Genomic DNA, 20,409 nt, shown 5'->3' with positions numbered 1-20,409 from the left:
AGTTAACATATTCGCAACAATGGGAAGTGCTATGGATGGACTCACTGGCAAGGTCGTGATTATCACAGGGGCCTCCGAAGGTATTGGTCGAGCACTCGCTGTTGCATTGGCTCGTATTGGTTGTCATCTTGTACTCAGTGCGCGCAACGAAATACGTCTTGCCTCGCTTGCCTTAGAAATTGCCAATTATGGTCCTCCTCCCTTTGTCTTTGCTGCCGATGTAGCTAATCAAGAGCAATGCAAAGCCTTAATCAATGCCGCCATTGCCCATTATGGGTACCTTGATATCTTGATCAACAATGCGGGTATGACCATGTGGTCGCGCTTCGATGAGTTAACACAGCTCTCTGTCCTCGAAGATATTATGCGAGTGAACTACCTTGGCCCTGCTTACTTAACTCACGCCGCATTACCCTATTTAAAATCACGTCATGGTCAAGTCGTTGTGGTAGCGTCTCTGGCCGGATTAACGGGCGTTCCAACTCGCAGTGGTTATGCAGCCTCTAAACATGCTGTGATTGGTTTTTTTGATTCTTTACGGATTGAATTAGCGGATGATAATGTCGCTGTGACGGTGATTTGTCCTGATTTTGTCGTGTCAGAAATTCACAAACGTGCGCTCGATGGTAAAGGCCAGCCATTGGGTAAATCACCAATGCAGGAATCGAAAATTTTATCGGCGCAGCAATGTGCCGAAATGATGTTACCTGTGATTGCGACGCGAGGCCGTCAGTTGATCACTTCATTACGTGGCCGTGTTGGTCGCTGGCTTAAGCTGATAGCCCCAGGATTAATCGATAAAATTGCCCGCAGGGCGATTGCCTCCGGGCACTAGTACCTATTTATCACTTTTATTAAGGTGCTGGATTATGGCCTTTTCAGCTTCATGTTGCGTTGCCTTTTCCCCATCGATATCGATAGTTGCAGTCGCCTTATGTCCCGTTATATCTTCTGCAATATGTAACCAATCCGGATGCCAGTAGTAACTCATCCCTTCGAGGGTTTGCCAGTTATGCACACCTGATTTTTCACCTTGATAAATAAGATCTTTTATCGAATGGCCCATATATAACCCCATCTTTTTGATTCTAAGAGAAACAAGAGTTTAGATACTGCGCGCCATCAGTTTCTGTGAGTGTGCGTTTGATCACGTTATCGGTGAAAATTAAACTGCGAACAGTCATCATTTAGGCATAAAAAAGCCGACATTTAGTCGGCTCTAACGTGGGTTAACTTTTAGCTTTGTCGTTCACGGGCGATCGCGCGGTAACCGATATCGGTACGGAAATACACTTCATCCCAGTGGATTTCATCGACCAATTTATAGGCGGCCTTTTGCGCTTCGGTCACTGTGTTACCCAATGCCGTCGCACACAATACGCGACCGCCGTTGGTGACCACATGGCCGTCTTTCATTTCAGTGCCCGCATGGAAGACTTTGCCGTCGTTATTACCAAGGCTTAGACCCTCGATCACATCAAACTTGCGATACTCATCTGGGTAACCGCCAGCGGCTAACACGACACCAACAGCTGCGCGATCGTCGTATTCTGCGGTCACTTTATCGAGTTCGCCACGGGTGGCGGCTAAACAGAGTTCCACTAAGTCTGACTTTAAACGCATCATAATCGGCTGAGTTTCTGGATCGCCGAAGCGGCAGTTGTACTCGAGTACTTTAGCGCTGCCATCTGGCGATATCATCAAACCCGCATACAGGAAGCCTGTATAGACATTGCCTTCTGCCGCCATACCATCAACCGTTGGGCGAATAACGTTCGCCACAGTCCAGTCGTGTACCGCTTGGGTCACTACAGGCGCTGGCGAGTAAGCACCCATGCCGCCGGTATTTGGACCGTAATCACCGTTATCACGGGCTTTATGATCTTGGCTGGTAGCCATAGGCAGAATATTCTTGCCATCGACCATGACGATAAAGCTGGCTTCTTCGCCCTTGAGAAACTCTTCGATCACTACGCGCGAACCCGCTTCGCCAAACTTATTACCGGCGAGCATGTCATCAATGGCGGCATCGGCTTCGGTTTGGTCTTGGGCGATGATCACGCCTTTGCCCGCGGCTAAGCCGTCGGCTTTGATGACCACTGGATAGCCTGTGGTCGCCGTTAGTTCACGCACGAAAGCTTTGGCATCGCTGATTTCAGTGCAGTTTTTGTAACCCGCCGTTGGAATATTGTGGCGGGCTAAAAAGTCCTTAGTGAAGGCTTTTGAACCTTCGAGTTGGGCTGCGGCCTTAGTTGGGCCAAAAATCGCTAAACCTGCGGCGTTGAAAGCATCGACGACACCGATCACTAGCGGCGCTTCAGGGCCGACTATGGTCAGTTCAATCTTATGGGTTTTGGCAAAATCCAGCAGGGCAGGAATGTCGGTGGCGCTGATCGCCAGATTCTCAACATTAGGTTCTAGGGCTGTACCCGCATTGCCCGGTGCTACATAAACGGTATCAACTTGAGCCGATTGAGCGGCTTTCCAAGCAAGGGCATGTTCGCGGCCGCCGCCACCAATGATTAACACTTTCATGGTTAAAACTCCCACACATCGCAAAGGAAAAGGCCCTAATCCCTAGGGCCAAGTTTGATTTAAGTTGTTATCAATGACGGAAGTGGCGCATGCCTGTCATCACCATGGCCATGCCGTGCTCGTCTGCAGCAGCGATGATTTCAGCATCGCGCATTGAGCCGCCCGGTTGGATGATGCAGCTAATGCCCGCAGCCGCTGCGGCATCGATACCGTCACGGAAGGGGAAGAAAGCATCGGACGCCATCACAGAGTTCACCACTTCTAAACCTTCATCGGCGGCCTTGATGCCAGCGATTTTAGCGCTGTAGACGCGGCTCATTTGGCCTGCGCCGACACCGATAGTCATGCCGTCTTTGGCATAAACAATGGCATTAGATTTAACGAACTTAGCCACTTTCCAGCAGAACATTAAGTCTTTCAGTTCACTTGCAGTAGGTTGACGTTTAGAGACCACTTTAATGTCGTCTAAACCGACCATACCTTGGTCGCGATCTTGAACCAGTAAGCCGCCGTTAACGCGTTTGTAGTCTAAGGTTTGGGTCTTAGTGTTCCACTGACCACATTCCAATAAGCGCACGTTGGTCTTTTTCGCAACCACATCGCGCGCCGCTTGGCTGACGCTTGGGGCGATAATCACTTCAACGAATTGACGCTCAACGATAGCACTCGCCGTCGCGGCATCTAACTCGCCGTTGAAGGCGATAATTCCACCGAAGGCTGAGGTTGGGTCAGTTTGATAGGCGCGGTTATAGGCATCGAGCAAGTCTTTACCTAACGCCACACCACAGGGGTTAGCGTGCTTAACGATAACGCAGGCTGGCTCGTTGAATTCTTTTACGCACTCAAGGGCGGCATCGGTATCGGCAATGTTGTTGTAAGACAAGGCTTTGCCTTGCAACTGAATCGCGGTAGCCACAGAAGCTTCATCAATTTTAGTGTCGACATAGAAAGCCGCGGCTTGATGGCTGTTTTCGCCATAGCGCAGGTCTTGTTTCTTCACTAATTGAGTGTTGAAGGTGCGTGGGAATTTTGAACCCTCAGCGGATAAAGAGCCCTCAGCGCATTCGTCCGTGCTGTGGGCTGGAACCCTATGCATTGGAACCATAGTGCCGAAGTAGTTGGCGATCATGCCATCGTAACCCGCAGTGTGCTCAAAGGCGGCAATTGCTAAGTCGAAACGCGTTGCATGGGTCGTGCTGCCATTGTTGGCCGTCATTTCTGCCAGTACGCGTGAGTAATCGGCCGCATTCACCACTATAGTAACGTCTTTGTGGTTTTTTGCCGCCGCGCGCACCATAGTTGGGCCGCCAATATCGATATTTTCGATAGCGTCTTCTAAGGTACAACCGGCTTTAGCCACAGTTTCTGCGAAGGGATAAAGGTTAACCGCAACCAGATCGATAGCATTGATATTGTTGTCGGCCATCACGCTTTCATCAAGACCGCGGCGCGCCAAAATGCCGCCATGCACTTTAGGGTGCAGCGTCTTAACGCGACCGTCCATGATTTCAGGGTGTCCTGTGTAATCAGATACTTCGATAACAGGCACGCCGTTATCCGCTAACAGGCGAGCGGTGCCGCCAGTCGATAACAGTTCCACACCTTGGGCGTGAAGTGCTTTGGCGAACTCGAGAATTCCGGTTTTATCTGAAACGCTTAACAGCGCGCGACGAATGGGTCTGGCATTATTTGCAGCAGTCATTTGGGTACAGGGTCCAGTTATTTTAGTTTCAAGGATCTTTCGGAAAACAGAACAGCCTTAGTGCTGCACCGCTTTCCAAAAGTCCCTTGGTCCTATTTTTACTTTAATTAGCTAACTTTTATCCCTTCATCACGGCGCGCGTATTCTACCGTAAAACTGCATTTACGGGTGTTTTTTCTGCGTGATTTCACAATATTCATATCAGAACAAAGTGGCTTTAAATCGATGCGGTATGTAAATTTAAAATTATCGCTTGACCTTGGAGTGGGCTCCAAGGTTTATACTCCGCCTATTGAGTTGAGATTGTTAACTTAAGGTCAACTTTGCAAAGGATAAAGCTATGTATCGAATTGGTGAGCTGGCCGATTTATGTGAGGTTAAGGCCGATACGCTGAGGTTTTACGAAAAACACGGTTTGCTTACACCTTCGAGCCGAACTGACTCAGGTTATCGGGTATATACCGAAACCGATGCCGCGCGTTTACGCTTTATTCTGCGGGCCAAGGCTGTCGGTTTTACCTTAAACGAAATTAGCGAATTGCTTTCTATCGATCTTGATAAGTCAAACTGGGTGTGTGCCGATGTTAAAGGCATGGTGGATGTGAAATTGGCTCAAGTACAAGCCAAAATCGCCGAACTGAACCATTTTCAGGCCAGTTTACAAAGTCTATCCGATGCCTGTTGTGGCGGGCCGCGTAGCGCCGAACATTGTTCTATTTTAGAGGCATTGGAATCGAGTACAGATAGTGTGCGGACAGAGCATGACCACGAGTTGCATCTGCACCCATTTCAAGAGCCGACAGATCACTTTAATGATCTTGGTAAAGCTGCCCATGAAAAATCAGGGAATTAATTATGTTATTGAAGAATTTTATCGATTTATTTTTAGATTCTGCACCTTGGTTGTTACTGGGCCTGATTTTGGCTGGGCTGCTAAAAGTATTTGTGCCAATGGCGTGGATGCAAAAACAGCTCGGCGGTCATGGGTTTAAAACCGTAGTGAAGGCGGCACTGCTGGGCGCGCCTCTGCCTTTATGTTCCTGCGGCGTTATTCCCGCCGCCGTAGGTCTGCGTCGCTCAGGAGCCTCTAAAGCGGCAACAACCTCCTTTTTGGTTTCAACTCCTGAAACGGGCGTCGATTCAATAGCGGTTTCTTATGTGTTACTCGGCCCGTTTATGGCGATCGTCAGACCGATTGCAGCCATTACCAGCGCGATAGTGGCGGGCTTACTCGTTGGTCGCGATGATGACGATGGTAAACCTGCTGCGGCAAAATTAGATAATGAAGCGTCTGTTGGTTCTTGCTGCGCCCCGAAACCTGTAAATGAGCCAACGGCGGTTAAAGCCGAAGCCGTAAAGAGCTGTTGTTCTGGCGCTAAAAAACAAATCGTCGAGCCCGTTAAAGCGGTTTCATCCTGTTGCTCTGGCGAGCTAAAGCAGCAAAATGAGTCAAAAAGTACGATAAAAATGACGCCTATGACCACGGCTCCTAACTTGATGGTTGCTCATACACAGACTATGGGCACAGTGCAGAGTATGGGGACTATGGGTTCCATGGTGGGTGTTGCCGCAGTAAAAGTGGAGAAAACCACTTCATGCTGCTCAAGTAATGCATCCATTCCCGTATCAGATGCGCCAGCGAAAATCGTGGTCGTTAAAAAGGGGGCATGTTGCGGTAGCGCTAATATGGATTCAGACCATGCTACCACTCAAGCCGAAGGGGAAAGTTGTTGTGCATCAACCCAAGATATGGTGACCGAGTTAAAGTCGCAATCCGTATTAAGCCGTGTCGGTATTGGTCTTAAATATGCGGCAACGGATTTAGTGCGTGATACTACATTGTGGCTGTTAGTGGGCTTGTTTTTTGCGGCTCTGGTACAAACCTATGTGCCCGCCGACTTTTTAGCGAAATGGGGCGATGGCATTCTGGCTATGCTGGTGATGGTGCTCGTTTCTGTGCCTATGTATATTTGCGCTACAGCTTCAACACCGATTGCCGCTGGATTATTACTTGCTGGTGTGTCACCGGGTGCAGTGTTGGTGTTTATGATGGCAGGCCCAGCGACCAATATTGCCACCTTAGGGGTCGTGACTAAAGAACTCGGTAAACGTGCATTGTTTGGTTACCTTGGCGGCGTACTTGGCGTGGCATTAGTGGCGGGAATTCTAGTGAACTATTTGGTGGATACCTTTGGCTTTGTGGTAATGCCACAAATTGGTGAAGAACATCAGATGCTACCTGGGTGGTTGGTCGCCATCTCTGGGATTGTCCTTGCTCTATTAATGGCTAAAGTCGTGTTCGATAAAATCCCCCGCAGTTGGCTACGTCGCAGCGATTGCTGTTCTTAATCTGAATCATATTATCCTTTAACATCAGCGCTTAATTTCCGCTGATAATAAAAAAATCCCCAGTGTTATTGCTAACATTGGGGATTTTTTATGGGTTTGATTTGCAAATTTACAGGTATTAGTTGGCTTTCTTGGCGTCGATAAACGGCAGTGTACCGGTCGGCAGCATAGTGGTTGGCAGCTTACCGTCCCACTTTTCCGCCTTGGTCAGTTCAACTAAGTTTTGATTCTGTGCCAGTGCTTCGGCGCGGCTCTTAATGGCTGAGGCTTCGGCATCACCTTTAATGCGGATACTTTCCGCTTCGGCCTTAGCGCGGGCTAATTGGGAATCGGCTTCTGCCTGTGCTTGAGTCACAGCAATTTGCGCACTCACGCGCTCTTTTTCAAGGTTTTGTAGCTGAGTTTGTACTTCTACTTCAGCGCGCATCCTGTCTTCAACGGATTTTTCATAGGCATTTGAAAAGTCGATATTCTCAATCTGCACTGAGTTGATTTCCACCGGACCTTTGATCGAATTGGTGATGGCGTTAGTGACATCAATACCAAACTTTATCCGTTCTTGCACCACTGAAATCGCCGTGTATTTACCAAAAATGTTTTCCACTTGGGTGGGCACTTGGCGATCAAGCAAGCGCGTGACCATGGCATCGATACTTTTGAAGTTAGCATACACTTCCTCTACTTTGTCTGGCGGTACGCTAAAGGTTACTGAGGCGTTGAGTGTCGCGGGTTGCTGATCGCGGCTATAGGCCTGCAGTGAGGTATAGCTCGTGGTGTGGGTTTGAGTCGATATTTTGACCACAGTATCAATAAGTGGAATTTTAAATCCAAGTCCAGGTTCTGCTGTGCCGATAATTTTACCGTTGCGAAGTACTACGCCACGTTCACCCTGATCGACTGTGTACCAACTACCGAATAAAGAGATAAATAGGGTTAACAGAATAAGGATAGGAATTATTTTTGTGAGGCTTATCGTCCGGGGTAAGTTGAGTTCATTTTTAATCATTTAGCTTCCTTTGCTTGTAAGTGATGTATTTGGCGAAATATTTCAACTAGAAAGTTCCAACGGGTATTAATTGGTACAAAATCAGGTTTTTTTGATTTGTTCGAGTGATTATTCTTTGCGCCAAAATGTAACTTAAAGATGCATTTGTAGCAACAATTCCATAATGGAGCGATTTAATGTGATGGCGGTTCCAGTGTAGCGTTTTAGAATGTAAATGGTATTGCGAATTATTATCAACAAAGCTAATATCGCGCGAATTCAACTAGATTTAGCCATGCCTTTCATCATGTTAGTACTTACTTATCTAAGCCGTTGGTTGTCCATCTAGAGGCAAGCCATCACCTTGGTTTATTTGAGGGTGGTCTAATGTGGATTTTTGTCAGTAGCAAGTTTTTTAAAGGAATTAATCGCGTGTTGCAGCTTATTTTAGTGTTGGGTAGCGTGCTTGCCTGTTTACTGTTTTATCTTAGTAATAAGCAACAAGCTGTTTTAAATCAAGCCCTCCCGAAGCGCCCATGGCGTTTCTTTGCCTATGGTTTATCGCTTAGCTGTCTTATTGGATGGTTGAGCTTGTTTACCTTAAGTTCAGCTATTTTCACTTGGTTGGCCCTGTTTATGTTACTGATTGGTTTAGTGCCATTTTTATCATTGATTTTGAGTAGGAAATAGAAAATGGCTCGCTTAAGTGATTCGGAAAAATTACAACCCGATTGGTGGACGAAAACTCTGGCGGGGTTGATCTTAGGATTTACCTTAGCGTTAGGCTTAGTCGGTCTGTTTGCATGGTTTGGCCCTGGTGGCATCGATGCTGCTGTTAAAGTGCAATTCAATATGTGGCTGATCTGTCCCATATGGTTACTTATTGTTAGTTTTAGTTTTTTATTTAGAACCGGTTGGCGGGCTGTTGGGTATTTAAGCCTATTTAACATTCTGGTTTATGTAACTTTGTATAGTTTTAGGTGATCAGGATGAAAGTACGTAGTGATGTGTTACGGATTTATCAATCAATCCATACTTGGACAGGGATTATCGCGGGAATAGTGCTGTTTATCGGTTTTTACGCTGGTGCACTCACTATGTTTAAGGGCGCGATTGAGGCTTGGTCTATGCCTCCATCATTGACTTTACCTCAGGTTCCCGCTGAAAAACTGGATGATTTAGTCACTCAGGTGCTAGCCCAAGATGATAAGGCTAAGACAGGGTTTAGCCTGAGTTTACATGATGAACATCAATCGCCTATGACTTGGTATCAGCAAGGCTCCGAACGTGAGCTAAGTATGAGTAACCAGATTTGGCATGCTAGTTTAGATGAACAAGGGCAGTTATTGACCCAATTGAGTACCCCAAGCGAGTTGGCTGAGCTTGTTGACCAATTACATCGTACCGCGGGAATTGCGGGCGAAGTGGGTCATGATCAAGCGGGTGTGTATGTGCTGGGTATTGCAGCGTTTTTGTATTTCTTGGCTTTAGTCTCTGGGGTGATCTTCCTATTGCCTAGCCTGACTAAAACATTCTTTGCGCTGCGTAAGAATAAGGGAGAAAACCGCTTTTGGCTCGATGCGCATAATCTGATAGGTATTACTAGCTTACCTTTTCATCTGGTGATCAGCTTAACTGTTATTGTGTTTGCTTTTCACGATCAGCTTTATGATGGTTTAAAACACCTTGTCTATGGGGATAAACCGTTATTTGCGATACCTGCGCCTGATCGTACACTCTATTCTTTGACCGAGTTACCGCGTGTTGAAACTGTGTTAGCTAAGGTCAAAGAACTTGCTCCCGATTACCAAGTTAATGAAATGACCTATATGAACTTGGATAATCCCCGTGCCACCTTGCGCTTAGGTTTATACAACCCCGATGGTTTTATGCGCGGACCTGTGACCGATTATCTATACATGCATCCTTATACCCTGACGGTTTCGAATAGTACTTTTGATCCGAGCGAAGGGGGAATTTGGTCGCGGACTGTGGCAGTATTTTTTGGATTACATTTTGGTAGCTTTGGTGGCGATCTTGGCCGTTGGGTGTATTTCTTTTTAGGCTTAAGTGGGGCATTTCTGTTTTATAGCGGCAATTTACTCTGGCTTGAAAAGCGCCGCAAAAAGCAAGCCGCTGAGCAGTCCCGTGCGAGTCGGTTGATGGCAAGTGCAACCGTTGGGGTCTGTCTGGGTTCAGTCGCTGCGCTCGCGGTCAGCATGTTGCTGGGTAAATGGGTTTATTCCTATTTCAGCAATATCAATTATGTTTATTTATCCGCCTATTATTCGATATTTGTGCTTTTAGTGGCCTACGCTTTTTGGCGGGGAGCCGCTCGGGCTGCGCTACTTATTTTACCGCTTTGTGCTGTGGCAACATTGGCTATGCCATTAACCTCGTTGTTGGCATTGGTGTTTCCACAACTTGGCCTGTGGGCTCCTTATTCAACGGCAACCCTAGGGGTTGATTTAATCGCTTTAGCCTTTAGTGCCGTGTTCTTTTATGGTTATCGATTAACTCGTCAACGTGCGTTGTATGGCCCTCACGATAGTGTGTGGGCATTGCCCATTCGGTCACAGACATCGAATGTTAATGCTGCAGTGCCAGCTGCGGATCCAAAAGTACCGGTTTAAGCAAAAGGCTCAGGCAAACTTCAACCTAAAGTTAACCGATAAAACTGTCGATTTCGGCGCGGCTTAAGTCGCGCCATTTCCCAACACTCACATCTAATGTGACCGCACCAATCTGTGCCCGGTGCAGGGCAATCACTCTATTGCCCACGGCGGCAAACATCCTTTTAACTTGATGGAATTTTCCTTCTATGAGTGTGAGTAACACTTCTTTTTCATTCACTTGCAGCAGCTTTGCCGGCAGGGTGAGGGCGGTCTCTCCCTGCAATTGGATGCCAGCGGCAAACTTTGCGGCTATGGCTTTAGTCGCTTCGCTGCTGAGCGGATCTCGCAGTTGTACGCGGTAGACTTTTTCGCACTGATATTGGGGTGAGATGATATTAAACGACCAGCGGCCATCGTCAGTGAGCAGCACTAAGCCTGTGGTATCCGCATCTAAGCGGCCAACGATATGCAGATCACATGCGCGCTCAATATCGAACAGATGAAATAACGAAGGGTAGGCACCATCCACATTTGAGCACAAGGTATCGGTGGGTTTGTGTAACATAATATAGCGAGATGGGCGAGGACATAGACGCTGACCATTAAGGCAGATGGCATTATTTTCATGAACTTGCATCGCGCTGTCTGTCGCGGTGGCACCATTGACTGTGACTGAGTGGCTAAGGATGGCGGCATTGGCGGCTTCACGATCCAGATCTGTGCTTTTACAGAGGAATTTATCGAGGCGCATAGTGAAAGATCTCGGGCGAGCTGTGAGCACAGGCGTTTAAGTAAGCTGCATTATCGCGACTTAGGGAGGATAAGCAACTGCTCAGAATAGTGATTAACGCCGAGAATCTGGGTTTAATGACGCTGTGTGCCTTTGGCTGCTTTGGTATTTATGGTTTGACATAGGCAGAACCGCTGGCACATAGGGTCCACATCAACCTTAGGATTGCCACAACTTGGTGTATCACTTTGCTAAATAACGAAGTTGGATCGAGATCACAGTTTTAAACATTAATTCAATTACAGACTAGGTAAGGTTTTGTGCGATCTTTATTCGTTTGAAAATTAAAAACAGGTTTGCCGATCAAGACTTGGTGATTTTTATCGCTAATCGGCTGTTTTTGTGGGCTGCATCGACAATATTTGTTGTGGATAGGTAGTAAAAGTACAAAATAAAGCGCTTTGCCATGTGTGATCTATGCCCTAAATTTGCTTCAAAATGTAATGGTATTAAGGTTGTAACCATGTCTTTAGAGCAATCAACAACAGTTCCACCCAATAACGCACCTGCAACAGCTGGGCTAGATAAACAGAAAATGCTGATTTTAGCGATTGATATTATCCTATTATTCGCACTGTACTATGGTTTACCCTTCGAGCAAGGAGTAAATACTGGGCTGGCCATTCTGGTATTTGCGGCCATTCTTTGGCTAACAGAAGCCATTCATATCAGTATTACAGCGATTTTAGTGCCTATTCTTGCCGTGTTTTTTGGAGTATTTGAAACTAATGAGGCGATGAGTAACTTTGCTAATCCCATCATTTACTTATTCTTTGGTGGCTTTGTTCTCGCCGCCGCGCTGCACCACCAAAAGATTGATACCCTGATAGCACAAAAGTTATTACTGGCCTCAAAGGGTAAACTCAGTATTGCTTGTTTAATGCTATTTGGCGTGACAGCGTTATTGTCTATGTGGATAAGTAATACTGCGACTGCGGCGATGATGTTGCCACTAGCCTTAGGCATTTTGCAGCAGTTAGATCGGGAAAAGTACCACAATACCTACGTATTCTTACTGCTTGGTATTGCCTACTCGGCCAACATCGGCGGGATTGGTACTCTGGTTGGCAGCCCACCTAATGCGATTGCAGCAGCTCAGGTTGGTTTGAGTTTTAGCGATTGGCTAAAATTTGGTATCCCAACGGTGATCCTGATGCTGCCTATGATGTTGATTGCTTTGTACTGGTACTTTAAGCCAGATCTATCGGTAAAATGCGATCTAAATGTTGAAGATCAAAAGCTCACTTTCCAAGGCAAATTCACTCTTCTTATCTTCCTTGCGACCGTATGTTGCTGGATTTTTAGTGTACCTTTAGCAAAGGCACTTGGAGGGATTACCCAGTTCGATACGATTGTTGCCCTAGGTGCTGTAGTGCTGCTCTCAGGTTTAGGCCTTGTGGGCTGGAAGAAGATTGAATCGACAACAGATTGGGGGGTGTTAATTCTCTTTGGTGGTGGTTTAACCTTGAGTGCGGTGCTTAAAACTACTGGAACGAGTATCTTTTTAGCCCACTGGATGACGGATATTTTTGGCAGTACCCATATGTCGCTATTTGTCTTTGCGGTAATCGCCTTTGTGGTGATGTTGACTGAGTTTGCCAGTAATACTGCCAGTGCCGCATTGTTAGTGCCTGTATTTGCTGCGATTGCCGAGGCATTAGGTGTATCGCCAGTGATGTTATCTGTGCTGATCGGTATTGCTGCCTCCTGTGCCTTTATGTTGCCGGTGGCGACGCCGCCTAATGCTATCGTTTATGGTTCTGGCTATATTAAGCAATCGGAAATGGTACGTGTTGGTATGATTATTAACTTTATTAGCATGATTGTATTAGGGATTATCGCTCATACCTTCTGGGACGTATAACTTCGTTCTTGAGTCTTCAGTGTAAATAAAATACCCAGCGTTTAGCTGGGTATTTTTATGGATGCGATATTCTATTGATATTAGCGATAGTTTGTTAACCATTGATCGAAAGCCGATTTTGGCAAAGCCCCTGCTTGTTGGGCGAGTATATGCCCCTGCTTGAAAATCATTAACGTTGGGATAGAGCGAATACTAAACTGGGCTGCGAGGGATTGTTGCTCTTCAGTATTAATTTTTCCGAAGCGAAATTGAGGTTCCCACGTTTTAGCGGCCTCAGAAAATATGGGGGCAAAACTTTTACAGGGTCCACACCAACTGGCCCAAAAATCGACCACAAGGGGTAACTCAGATTTATTGGCATGGTTGGCAAAGTTTGCGCTAGTGAGTTCAATTGGCGTTGCCGCAAAGACACTGAGCTTACATTTACCGCAAGTGGGATGCTGGCTTAAACGCTCATTGGGAACGCGGTTTAACGTATCGCAATGGGGGCAAGCAATGATCATGGCAAGGCTCCAAAATAAAACGTCTATATGTTTTATATATTGGGCTAATGGGCGGGTATTTAAAGGGGAGCGTTGATTTTATCGCCCATAGCGCACTTATGATGCAGGATGATATAGAAGTGAGTAGAGCAGCAGAAATGCTTCAATAGCGCCGACAAGCTCGGTCGTCGGTGATAAAATTCCGTACTGAGTTAACTATCGTGCAATCTGTTAAGTGCGAAAAGAAAAGAGAGCGAAAAATGACTGAATTAGAAGTAATCGATCTGCAAGTTGGCGAAGGTAAAGAGGCAGTAAAAGGTGCACTGATCACCACCCAATACCGTGGTTTCTTAGAAGATGGCACCCAATTCGACTCATCCTATGATCGCGGGCAAGCATTTCAATGTGTGATAGGCACTGGCCGCGTTATTAAAGGTTGGGATCAAGGCATTATGGGGATGAAGATTGGGGGAAAACGTAAGTTGTTAGTACCAGCCCACCTTGCCTATGGTGAGCGTCAAGTGGGGGCGCATATCAAGCCACACTCGAATCTCATTTTTGAAATTGAATTGCTAGAGGTTCTAACGCGCGACTAAAGATATCACATTCGCTAAGCGCGCAAATGTTACTGTGATTTGTTGAACTCGCTTTAGATGTGACTTCTACCAAGAGTGTTTTAAACTGAATAGAATTGCCCTAATTAAGGAAAATATTCTCGTGGCTTCGGATACTGCAACACAGTTAATCAGGCAGCTTGAGGCTGAAATTGCGCAGCTTAAAGAAGAAAATACTAAATTAACGGCATTGAATCGCCGTGCCGAAGAAAAGCTGTTTGCAGCGCTTGATGGTAATGGCTTGTGTCTATGGGAACAGCATATTCCAAGCGGAAATTTAACCATATTTAACATGCGCTGGGGCGAAATGCTCGGGTTTAGTCCTGAAGAGTTGGCAGCCCATGTTGATATCTGGAAAAGTAAATTACACCCAGAAGACAAAGAATGGGTGATAAAAGCCTTTGAAGATCATGTGAGTGGTAAAGCCGATTACTATCAAGCGGTACACAGAATGCTACACAAAGATGGCAGCATAACTTGGGTGTCCGATCGTGGGCGTATTGTTGAGCGCTTGGCTGATGGAACACCGCTGCGGATGATGGGGAGTCATATCGATATCACCCAAGAGAAACGTTATCAAATTGGTTTGGCGCAACTGGCCCATCGCGATCCATTAACCAACTTATGGAATCGCCAAGCTATTACTAAAGCCTTTGATGAATTGTTACTGTCTGGTGCCCGTGGTGCATTAATGTTTATCGATCTTGATGGGTTTAAAGCATTGAATGATCGGCATGGGCATAAGTTTGGCGACTGCTTACTGATACACGTAGCCAATACCCTGGTATCGCATGCTGGCGAGAGCGCACAGATAGCAAGATTTGGCGGTGACGAATTTGTGATATTGCATCCTTCATCAGAGATGGCTTCTTTGCGTCTACTTGCTCAATCATTGCTTGATGTGTATCGACAAAATTTCCTGTTAGATGGGCTCGAAGTGGAGATAGGTCTTAGCATTGGTATTGATATTTTCGACGATGGCGATAGTTTTACTGACAGTTATGAGCGTGCCGATGCGGTAATGTATCAAGTGAAGCGTCAAGGGAAAAACGGTTATTGCTTTTATCAGCCGTCAGAATCATGAAACTGGCTTGTTTACTTTTTTATTACTTAATTTAAATTTGAGTACAGTGTTTTATTCGAACAAAAAACCACCATTAAAGGTGGTTTTCTGATTTTAGTTTTTTAAGCGTGGTGTGAGCAGCTTATGGAGTCACAAAATTAAATGGTTGATGACAACTGACACAATAGTTTTCAGATTTTTTGTGTATATGGTGGCATTTACTGCAGTCAGTTTCAGTGTCGAAGTGTTTATTTTTATGGGGATTAGTTGGTTTTACATCCGCCGTTTTTTCCGCCAACTTTTTAGTATTGTGGCATTGCACACATTTTAGCATTGGCACCGCTTGTCGCTCTTCGGCACCATGGCAACTGGCACATTTCACTCCTTTCGCCATATGAGTTTGATCGAGTAAAGCACTCTCTTTAGCTATTGCGCTGCCAGCGAAAATACCCAAAATAATAGCCAATATAATCGTTAAGTTTTTCATTGTCTGATCCCATTATTCATTTCACAGGATGCCAAAATGTGAGGCATCCATTATTGATGACTATGTGTTCTATAGTTTTGCTACATATTTGCCAGCTAAATAGCCGAAGGTGTAGCAGCGACCTAAAGACAAGCCAAATACGGTTAATGGGTAGTCAACGCCACCATAGAAACCAGCTCCGAGGTTACCAACAATGAATAAACCTGGAATTTCCTTACCATCAGCATCAAGTACTTGGTGATTTTCGTTAACGAGAATTCCTGAACATAAAGTAGAAATACGCATACGACGGTGAATACCGTAAAACGGTGGTTTGAGCACTGGTACCATTTTGCTTCTAGGTTTACCGAAGTCCTCATCTTTGCCTTTTTTGCACAGCTCGTTATAACGGTTAACGCTGGCAACAAAGGTTTTTGGATCGCATTCCAGCTTTACTGCCAATTCTTCTAACGTGTTAGCGGAATGGGTGTTGATCAAAGATGGAAATACCCCTTTTTTCTCACCAGGAACTTCAGGCATGTAGACTTTAAGTTCTTCAGGAGAATAGAGGTGACCGGGCCAATCCTTCGCTTGCGTCATATAGTCTGAATCAAATACCTGAGAGTAATGACCCGCATTCTGCTCATCTTTCAAGTAGTTGTTCATCAGAGACATCTCAACCTTCTCATTCACAAAGCGCTCACCTTTGCGGTTAACCGCTAAGAATGGCATATCACACATGGAAGCAGGGCCTGCATCGAAGTCGTGCAACATTTTGGTGTGGCCAACGGGTTCGATAACACCGCCCGCCCAATAGGCCATGGCAAAACCATCACCGGTACGATCCATTTGTTTACGTTCAAAATTTCTCAGTTCAGGAATAAAAAAGTCACACATAGCTTTGTTGTTTTGATAGTCACCAGAGGACAGAATGACACCTTTCTTAGCCATGTATTTGTGATACTTACCATCACGAGTCTGAGCTATTACTCCAATGACTTTTCCTGATTCATCTTGGACTAATTGTTGTGCCGGAGTATTAAAGAAGAACTTAACGCCTGCTTTTTCTGCTGTTTTAGCTAATGCGCGGATAGCATCACCTGTGGTGTAGGGTTTAGGGCCGCAAAAAGAAGTGACAAAATTCAAACGGTCGCCTTCATCTGCAATACCACGAATACCGTGCTGCACTTTAGTGCCTTGGTCAATAATCTGGCCGCCACCTTGCTTCATTCGGTCGATAACCCAAGTGACTGCCTCACCTGAATTGTAAGCCCACTGTCTAAGAAGACCTGGATGGGAACGGTGAGCATTATCCGCCATCAGACGGCTCACCATAGCTTCAACTGCTGATTTATCACTGTTTTTTAGGTCAATCCCTGAACCGGTGTTTCCTTGAGAGACAGGAATGGCTTGCTTTTGCAAACAAGCAACGGTTGCACCACTTTCTCTGGCTGATAGAGCCGCAGGCACACCAGAAGCTCCAGCACCGACTACAACAACATCAAAGGTTTGGGTTGTTGCAATGTCTTTGTCTGCAATAGGCTTTGGTTTAGGTAGGAAGTTTAATGTTGCACCACCAATCTCACCATATTCAGTGCCAACTTGGAGTGGTGCAGCGCTAGCAGAACCAATACCAAGACTCGCAAAGGCTAAGCCACCACTTCCCACCGCAGCTCGAGTTAGGAAACTTCTTCGAGATATACCATTTTGAAGGACGCTAGCAGTGTACTGATCAATTTCTTTCGGTTTCTGTGAATGCTCTTTACTCATTTTGATACTCCTTGGGTCCTCATTGCTAAGGTAGATATGACACCGTTAGCAATGACACTGGATCTGGCCATAACCGCATATGATTTATTTGCTTTAAAAACTGGAAGTGCAGTTGTGTGAAAGTGATTAAATTTTCACCCGCTAACAACATACGTTTAAATGTATGACATATGACCATAAACCAAAAGTGTTATTCATTACATCTTTGCAGTGCTTCACAAAACGCTGGAGTTTTGAGCTGTGAATATAATTATTCTCTTTTAAAACAAACTAATATAGGATTTTCTTTATTAAATAATGACATGTGTTTTTTGATAGATACTATTTTTGTAAACCCTACTACCGAAATAAAATGGATGTCATTAAATGCTTTTTTGTTATCAAGTTTTTGCAAAAAATGGTTTGGATTTTAATAGGATAGGGAGGTGTAAAGGCTTATTGTGGCAATAATTTTATCCTTAACTTAGAGGGATATGTTTGGAGGAGATGACTTCTAATGTGATTGAAAATGCCACCTCAATACAACATTACCAGCAATCATTTGTGAGTCAGTACTACAGTGTTTTTGAAATTATATTGGAAGCTATTTCACTGCATATATTCAGTGTTCCTGTGTTCACAGGGACTAATTGTGGTTGTGGTGTTTCGGCATTATCGTTATTTCCACATCCGCTAAGTAGGAAACAGGAAATAGCAACGGCTGGAAAAAGTAATAAATTCTTTTTTCCCATTTTTATCTCAATCCTTAAGTCAAAGTATTCACCGCAACTTATCATTAGAGGTGGGCATTTTGCGGTGTAAAAATCGGGTGTATCTAACAAGGCTGATACACCCGCATTAAGTTTGGTGCAGGGGAGTTGAACTTGTGACTATTTACCTAAAACAAATTTATAAGTGATATATAAACGCAGATCATCATAGTCCTCGCCTTGATCGACATCGATCATGGCATAACGCGCCCTAAGACCCAGGCCTGATAATGCACCAGAAAACTTATAGGTTATTGAAAAGTTAGTCTCGTTAAAGTCTTTTTCTGTACCCGTTGGCACATCATATTGACCATAAAATGCGTAGGCTTCTAATCCTGTCATGCCAACTTTTTCAAAGTCATAGGCGACTTTTAAGGCATTAACTTCTTCATCGGCTCTTGCTGATTGGTTTACTTGCTGAATGACTACTTTCTCATCACCCCAAGGGGTGAGTACTGTGTCATCTCCGGTTTTAGCATAAATGTAGGTGATATCCGTTCCCGCAAATTTTGCCCCTAAATGGAAGCCATATTGATAAGTATCAAGTGAACCACCGGTTTTATCTCCTGTTGCTTCTTGTGTTAAATAGGAGGGTGTTAAATAAACGTTGGTTGCACCTAATTGAGTGGACAACTTCACTTTGGCATAGGTTTGATTGAAAACATCTTCCATGCGGTAGTGCCAGAGATCGACTTCAGTTTTAATGGTTTCAAAGGGAAGTTGATACTTGGCTCCTAGGGCATACACTGGATTATCTGCTACATCGGCGATAACACCAGCCCTTGCTAACTCGCTTTGTACCGCGTCTTTTACGGATACAAAACTATTGTCAGACCAACCCATGGAATCTGTAATATAAAGTGCTGATAAAGTTAGATTATCAACACTCTTGTTTTCTGCTGAAAAACCACGGAAAGTGCGTGGAATGGCGCGAATATCATGGGGATTCATCATAGGAGTGCGCAGTTCTTGGGCTCCTAGTTTAAGTTTTGTATTCCACCATTCACCTTGGACAAAATACTCCTGTAAACGGTTTACGCTGTCATGGTTGCCAGCGGCATCGCGTGTAACTAGGCCGTAGACATCATCAGAATCATTAGTCCAAATGGGATTTGCGGATGCGAAGCTAGTCCCAAAACTAATACCGTTTACTTTGGCAGTATTGTAATAAAACAGGCCACCAAATGACGTATCGTGTTTGGTATTAGTCGAATTATCAAAGTCACGGGTAAAATCGAATAAGCGCAATTCCCCTTTTAACGTACCTTGGCTAAACATCTGGTCAATGCTGATATCAGCGATAGCAGGAACGGCTAATGCTGATAGTACCAGCAAAGATAAATAAGATTTGTTCATCATCATTTCCTTATTATTAAGTTAGCCTCGATCAGAATTATCTGGGCTAGGTAAAAGATTATTTTTAATATCTTTATGTGAAATGTATGATGTATAACCATTAGCTACAACGAAGTAAGAATGAATATGAGAAACGAGTTACGAAATTCGCACAGATGTTACTTAGATCAATAAAAATGAATGTTTTTTAATCACTAATATAGGGAAAGCGAGAGTACTTTTTCTGCGTTAATACGATTTTATGCTAGGATGGCAACACTAAGCATATTCGGGATAATCAAGTGCATATCTTCAAACCAATTAAGCAGATAAAAGCATCGAGTGAAGTTGGGCGACAACTAAAAAATGCTATTTTAGGTGGTGAATATAGAGCGGGTGATAAACTGCCTTCCGAGCGTGAATTGATAGAGCTATTCCAAGTTAGTCGCACTGTGATTAGAGAAGCAATTAAGAGCTTGGAGGCAGGTGGATTAGTTGAAATTCGCCAAGGCGCTACGGGCGGGGCGTTCGTTAAGCACTTAACCTTTGAGCGTTTAAGTGATGCCTGCCATGATTTGTTTATGATGGGAAAACTCTCATTACCCGAGTTATGCCAAGCGCGTATGCTGATCGAGCCACAAGTGGCGAGGATGGCGGCTAAAAATTGTACACCAGAGCAAGCTAAAATCTTGCAAGAAGCCGACCGCCATGAAAATGATACCAGTGCTTACCCTGATACCGTCATATTACGTTCACAGGTGCATTATTTATTAGCCGAAATGTCGGGTAATCGCTTTTTAGAGGCAATTGTTAAATCTTTACTGATTTTATTACGTAATCAGACCATGAAATATGAGCCACCGACAGATGAGATCCACCCTTTAGGGTTACACAGTGTGATTGTTGAGGCGGTTGTAGCTAAAAATGAAGACAAAGCAGAGGCTGAAATGCTGGCTCATCTAGAGGATTTTAATATACGCCTTCGAGAAATTGAGCGTAAATATAAAGATAAGCAAGCCTAGCTTTATCTAACCGCCATTAAAACCACTCTAGATGAGAAAAATGATGAAATACCTGTCTGTATTGATGG

20 protein-coding genes are annotated in these 20,409 nt (G+C 44.8%); 11 read left to right on the top strand and 9 right to left on the bottom strand.

Features of this window, described 5'->3' with window-relative positions:
- Positions 1-31 precede the first annotated feature (31 nt).
- Positions 32-835 (top strand): SDR family oxidoreductase, encoded by an 804-nt coding sequence (locus L2744_RS06500; RefSeq protein WP_248991150.1) that lies wholly within the window; start codon positions 32-34, stop codon positions 833-835.
- A 3-nt stretch (positions 836-838) separates the two neighbouring features.
- Here L2744_RS06500 and L2744_RS06495 read toward each other — a convergent pair whose 3' ends face one another.
- The 3 genes from L2744_RS06495 to purH all read right to left on the bottom strand — a co-directional run bounded on the left by L2744_RS06495 (position 839) and on the right by purH (position 4,237).
- On the bottom strand, positions 839-1,066 hold the full coding sequence (locus tag L2744_RS06495) for a hypothetical protein (protein WP_248991149.1): 228 nt from the start codon (positions 1,064-1,066) through the stop codon (positions 839-841).
- A 170-nt stretch (positions 1,067-1,236) separates the two neighbouring features.
- Positions 1,237-2,535 (bottom strand): phosphoribosylamine--glycine ligase, encoded by a 1,299-nt coding sequence (gene purD / locus L2744_RS06490; protein ID WP_248991148.1) that lies wholly within the window; start codon positions 2,533-2,535, stop codon positions 1,237-1,239.
- 70 nt (positions 2,536-2,605) lie between these two features.
- Positions 2,606-4,237, bottom strand: coding sequence for a bifunctional phosphoribosylaminoimidazolecarboxamide formyltransferase/IMP cyclohydrolase (gene purH / locus L2744_RS06485; RefSeq protein ID WP_248991147.1), 1,632 nt, complete (start codon positions 4,235-4,237; stop codon positions 2,606-2,608).
- A gap of 340 nt (positions 4,238-4,577) precedes the next feature.
- Here purH and zntR point away from each other — a divergent pair, with 340 nt between their 5' ends.
- Both zntR and L2744_RS06475 read left to right on the top strand, forming a co-directional pair.
- Positions 4,578-5,090 carry a Zn(2+)-responsive transcriptional regulator gene (gene zntR / locus L2744_RS06480; RefSeq protein ID WP_248991146.1) on the top strand — a complete coding sequence of 171 codons (513 nt, stop codon included), beginning with the start codon at positions 4,578-4,580 and terminating at the stop codon, positions 5,088-5,090.
- Between the two features lie 2 nt (positions 5,091-5,092).
- Positions 5,093-6,586, top strand: coding sequence for a permease (locus L2744_RS06475; protein WP_248991145.1), 1,494 nt, complete (start codon positions 5,093-5,095; stop codon positions 6,584-6,586).
- Positions 6,587-6,704: 118 nt separating this feature from the next.
- Here the strand turns inward: L2744_RS06475 and L2744_RS06470 are convergent, their stop codons facing one another.
- Positions 6,705-7,592 carry a prohibitin family protein gene (locus L2744_RS06470; protein ID WP_248991144.1) on the bottom strand — a complete coding sequence of 296 codons (888 nt, stop codon included), beginning with the start codon at positions 7,590-7,592 and terminating at the stop codon, positions 6,705-6,707.
- Positions 7,593-7,958: 366 nt separating this feature from the next.
- Between L2744_RS06470 and L2744_RS06465 the strand changes: the two genes are divergently transcribed.
- Genes L2744_RS06465 through L2744_RS06455 form a run of 3 tightly spaced genes read left to right on the top strand, consistent with a single transcriptional unit; the run spans position 7,959 to position 10,204 of the window.
- Positions 7,959-8,261, top strand: a complete 303-nt coding sequence (locus L2744_RS06465) for a hypothetical protein (RefSeq protein WP_248991143.1) — start codon at positions 7,959-7,961, stop codon at positions 8,259-8,261.
- A gap of 3 nt (positions 8,262-8,264) precedes the next feature.
- Entirely contained in the window at positions 8,265-8,555 is a 291-nt protein-coding gene (locus tag L2744_RS06460) for a hypothetical protein (RefSeq protein ID WP_248991142.1), read from the top strand.
- A gap of 5 nt (positions 8,556-8,560) precedes the next feature.
- Positions 8,561-10,204 (top strand): PepSY-associated TM helix domain-containing protein, encoded by a 1,644-nt coding sequence (locus L2744_RS06455; RefSeq protein WP_248991141.1) that lies wholly within the window; start codon positions 8,561-8,563, stop codon positions 10,202-10,204.
- Between the two features lie 31 nt (positions 10,205-10,235).
- Here the strand turns inward: L2744_RS06455 and L2744_RS06450 are convergent, their stop codons facing one another.
- On the bottom strand, positions 10,236-10,937 hold the full coding sequence (locus tag L2744_RS06450; RefSeq protein WP_248991140.1) for a pseudouridine synthase: 702 nt from the start codon (positions 10,935-10,937) through the stop codon (positions 10,236-10,238).
- Between the two features lie 502 nt (positions 10,938-11,439).
- On the opposite strand from L2744_RS06450, the gene L2744_RS06445 reads away from it, so the two are divergent.
- Entirely contained in the window at positions 11,440-12,840 is a 1,401-nt protein-coding gene (locus L2744_RS06445) for a DASS family sodium-coupled anion symporter (protein ID WP_248991139.1), read from the top strand.
- Between the two features lie 80 nt (positions 12,841-12,920).
- On the opposite strand, the gene trxC is transcribed toward L2744_RS06445, so the two are convergent.
- Complete coding sequence (gene trxC, locus L2744_RS06440) at positions 12,921-13,343, bottom strand: thioredoxin TrxC (protein WP_248991138.1); 423 nt, start codon at positions 13,341-13,343, stop codon at positions 12,921-12,923.
- A 239-nt stretch (positions 13,344-13,582) separates the two neighbouring features.
- Between trxC and L2744_RS06435 the strand changes: the two genes are divergently transcribed.
- On the top strand, positions 13,583-13,918 hold the full coding sequence (locus tag L2744_RS06435; protein ID WP_248991137.1) for an FKBP-type peptidyl-prolyl cis-trans isomerase: 336 nt from the start codon (positions 13,583-13,585) through the stop codon (positions 13,916-13,918).
- 121 nt (positions 13,919-14,039) lie between these two features.
- Positions 14,040-15,020 carry a diguanylate cyclase domain-containing protein gene (locus tag L2744_RS06430; RefSeq protein ID WP_248991136.1) on the top strand — a complete coding sequence of 327 codons (981 nt, stop codon included), beginning with the start codon at positions 14,040-14,042 and terminating at the stop codon, positions 15,018-15,020.
- Between the two features lie 121 nt (positions 15,021-15,141).
- On the opposite strand, the gene L2744_RS06425 is transcribed toward L2744_RS06430, so the two are convergent.
- Complete coding sequence (locus L2744_RS06425) at positions 15,142-15,486, bottom strand: cytochrome c3 family protein (protein ID WP_248991135.1); 345 nt, start codon at positions 15,484-15,486, stop codon at positions 15,142-15,144.
- A 69-nt stretch (positions 15,487-15,555) separates the two neighbouring features.
- Positions 15,556-17,235 carry an FAD-binding protein gene (locus L2744_RS06420; RefSeq protein WP_248991134.1) on the bottom strand — a complete coding sequence of 560 codons (1,680 nt, stop codon included), beginning with the start codon at positions 17,233-17,235 and terminating at the stop codon, positions 15,556-15,558.
- A gap of 486 nt (positions 17,236-17,721) precedes the next feature.
- Between L2744_RS06420 and L2744_RS06415 the strand changes: the two genes are divergently transcribed.
- Complete coding sequence (locus tag L2744_RS06415; protein WP_248991133.1) at positions 17,722-18,036, top strand: hypothetical protein; 315 nt, start codon at positions 17,722-17,724, stop codon at positions 18,034-18,036.
- Between the two features lie 68 nt (positions 18,037-18,104).
- Here the strand turns inward: L2744_RS06415 and L2744_RS06410 are convergent, their stop codons facing one another.
- The gene (locus tag L2744_RS06410) at positions 18,105-19,343 is read right to left on the bottom strand and encodes an OprD family outer membrane porin (RefSeq protein ID WP_312018321.1); all 1,239 of its coding nucleotides are present in this window, start codon (positions 19,341-19,343) and stop codon (positions 18,105-18,107) included.
- A gap of 278 nt (positions 19,344-19,621) precedes the next feature.
- On the opposite strand from L2744_RS06410, the gene L2744_RS06405 reads away from it, so the two are divergent.
- Positions 19,622-20,341, top strand: a complete 720-nt coding sequence (locus tag L2744_RS06405) for a FadR/GntR family transcriptional regulator (RefSeq protein ID WP_248991131.1) — start codon at positions 19,622-19,624, stop codon at positions 20,339-20,341.
- Positions 20,342-20,409 lie beyond the last annotated feature (68 nt).

Origin of the sequence: Shewanella profunda (assembly GCF_023283765.1) — a bacterium.
GTDB classification, from domain to species: domain Bacteria; phylum Pseudomonadota; class Gammaproteobacteria; order Enterobacterales; family Shewanellaceae; genus Shewanella; species Shewanella profunda.
The sequence above is the reverse complement of the archived record's forward strand: the minus strand, read 5'-3'. Positions and strand labels throughout refer to the sequence as shown.

Coding starts and splice junctions, on each gene's coding strand:
- L2744_RS06450 (WP_248991140.1), bottom strand. CDS start 10,937: ATGCGCCTCGATAAATTCCTCTGTAAAAGCACAGATCTGGATCGTGAA.
- L2744_RS06435 (WP_248991137.1), top strand. CDS start 13,583: ATGACTGAATTAGAAGTAATCGATCTGCAAGTTGGCGAAGGTAAAGAG.
- L2744_RS06460 (WP_248991142.1), top strand. CDS start 8,265: ATGGCTCGCTTAAGTGATTCGGAAAAATTACAACCCGATTGGTGGACG.
- L2744_RS06445 (WP_248991139.1), top strand. CDS start 11,440: ATGTCTTTAGAGCAATCAACAACAGTTCCACCCAATAACGCACCTGCA.
- L2744_RS06425 (WP_248991135.1), bottom strand. CDS start 15,486: ATGAAAAACTTAACGATTATATTGGCTATTATTTTGGGTATTTTCGCT.
- L2744_RS06475 (WP_248991145.1), top strand. CDS start 5,093: ATGTTATTGAAGAATTTTATCGATTTATTTTTAGATTCTGCACCTTGG.
- L2744_RS06415 (WP_248991133.1), top strand. CDS start 17,722: ATGACTTCTAATGTGATTGAAAATGCCACCTCAATACAACATTACCAG.
- L2744_RS06470 (WP_248991144.1), bottom strand. CDS start 7,592: ATGATTAAAAATGAACTCAACTTACCCCGGACGATAAGCCTCACAAAA.
- purD (WP_248991148.1), bottom strand. CDS start 2,535: ATGAAAGTGTTAATCATTGGTGGCGGCGGCCGCGAACATGCCCTTGCT.
- trxC (WP_248991138.1), bottom strand. CDS start 13,343: ATGATCATTGCTTGCCCCCATTGCGATACGTTAAACCGCGTTCCCAAT.
- L2744_RS06500 (WP_248991150.1), top strand. CDS start 32: ATGGATGGACTCACTGGCAAGGTCGTGATTATCACAGGGGCCTCCGAA.
- L2744_RS06495 (WP_248991149.1), bottom strand. CDS start 1,066: ATGGGCCATTCGATAAAAGATCTTATTTATCAAGGTGAAAAATCAGGT.
- L2744_RS06410 (WP_312018321.1), bottom strand. CDS start 19,343: ATGATGAACAAATCTTATTTATCTTTGCTGGTACTATCAGCATTAGCC.
- L2744_RS06420 (WP_248991134.1), bottom strand. CDS start 17,235: ATGAGTAAAGAGCATTCACAGAAACCGAAAGAAATTGATCAGTACACT.
- L2744_RS06465 (WP_248991143.1), top strand. CDS start 7,959: ATGTGGATTTTTGTCAGTAGCAAGTTTTTTAAAGGAATTAATCGCGTG.
- purH (WP_248991147.1), bottom strand. CDS start 4,237: ATGACTGCTGCAAATAATGCCAGACCCATTCGTCGCGCGCTGTTAAGC.
- L2744_RS06455 (WP_248991141.1), top strand. CDS start 8,561: ATGAAAGTACGTAGTGATGTGTTACGGATTTATCAATCAATCCATACT.
- zntR (WP_248991146.1), top strand. CDS start 4,578: ATGTATCGAATTGGTGAGCTGGCCGATTTATGTGAGGTTAAGGCCGAT.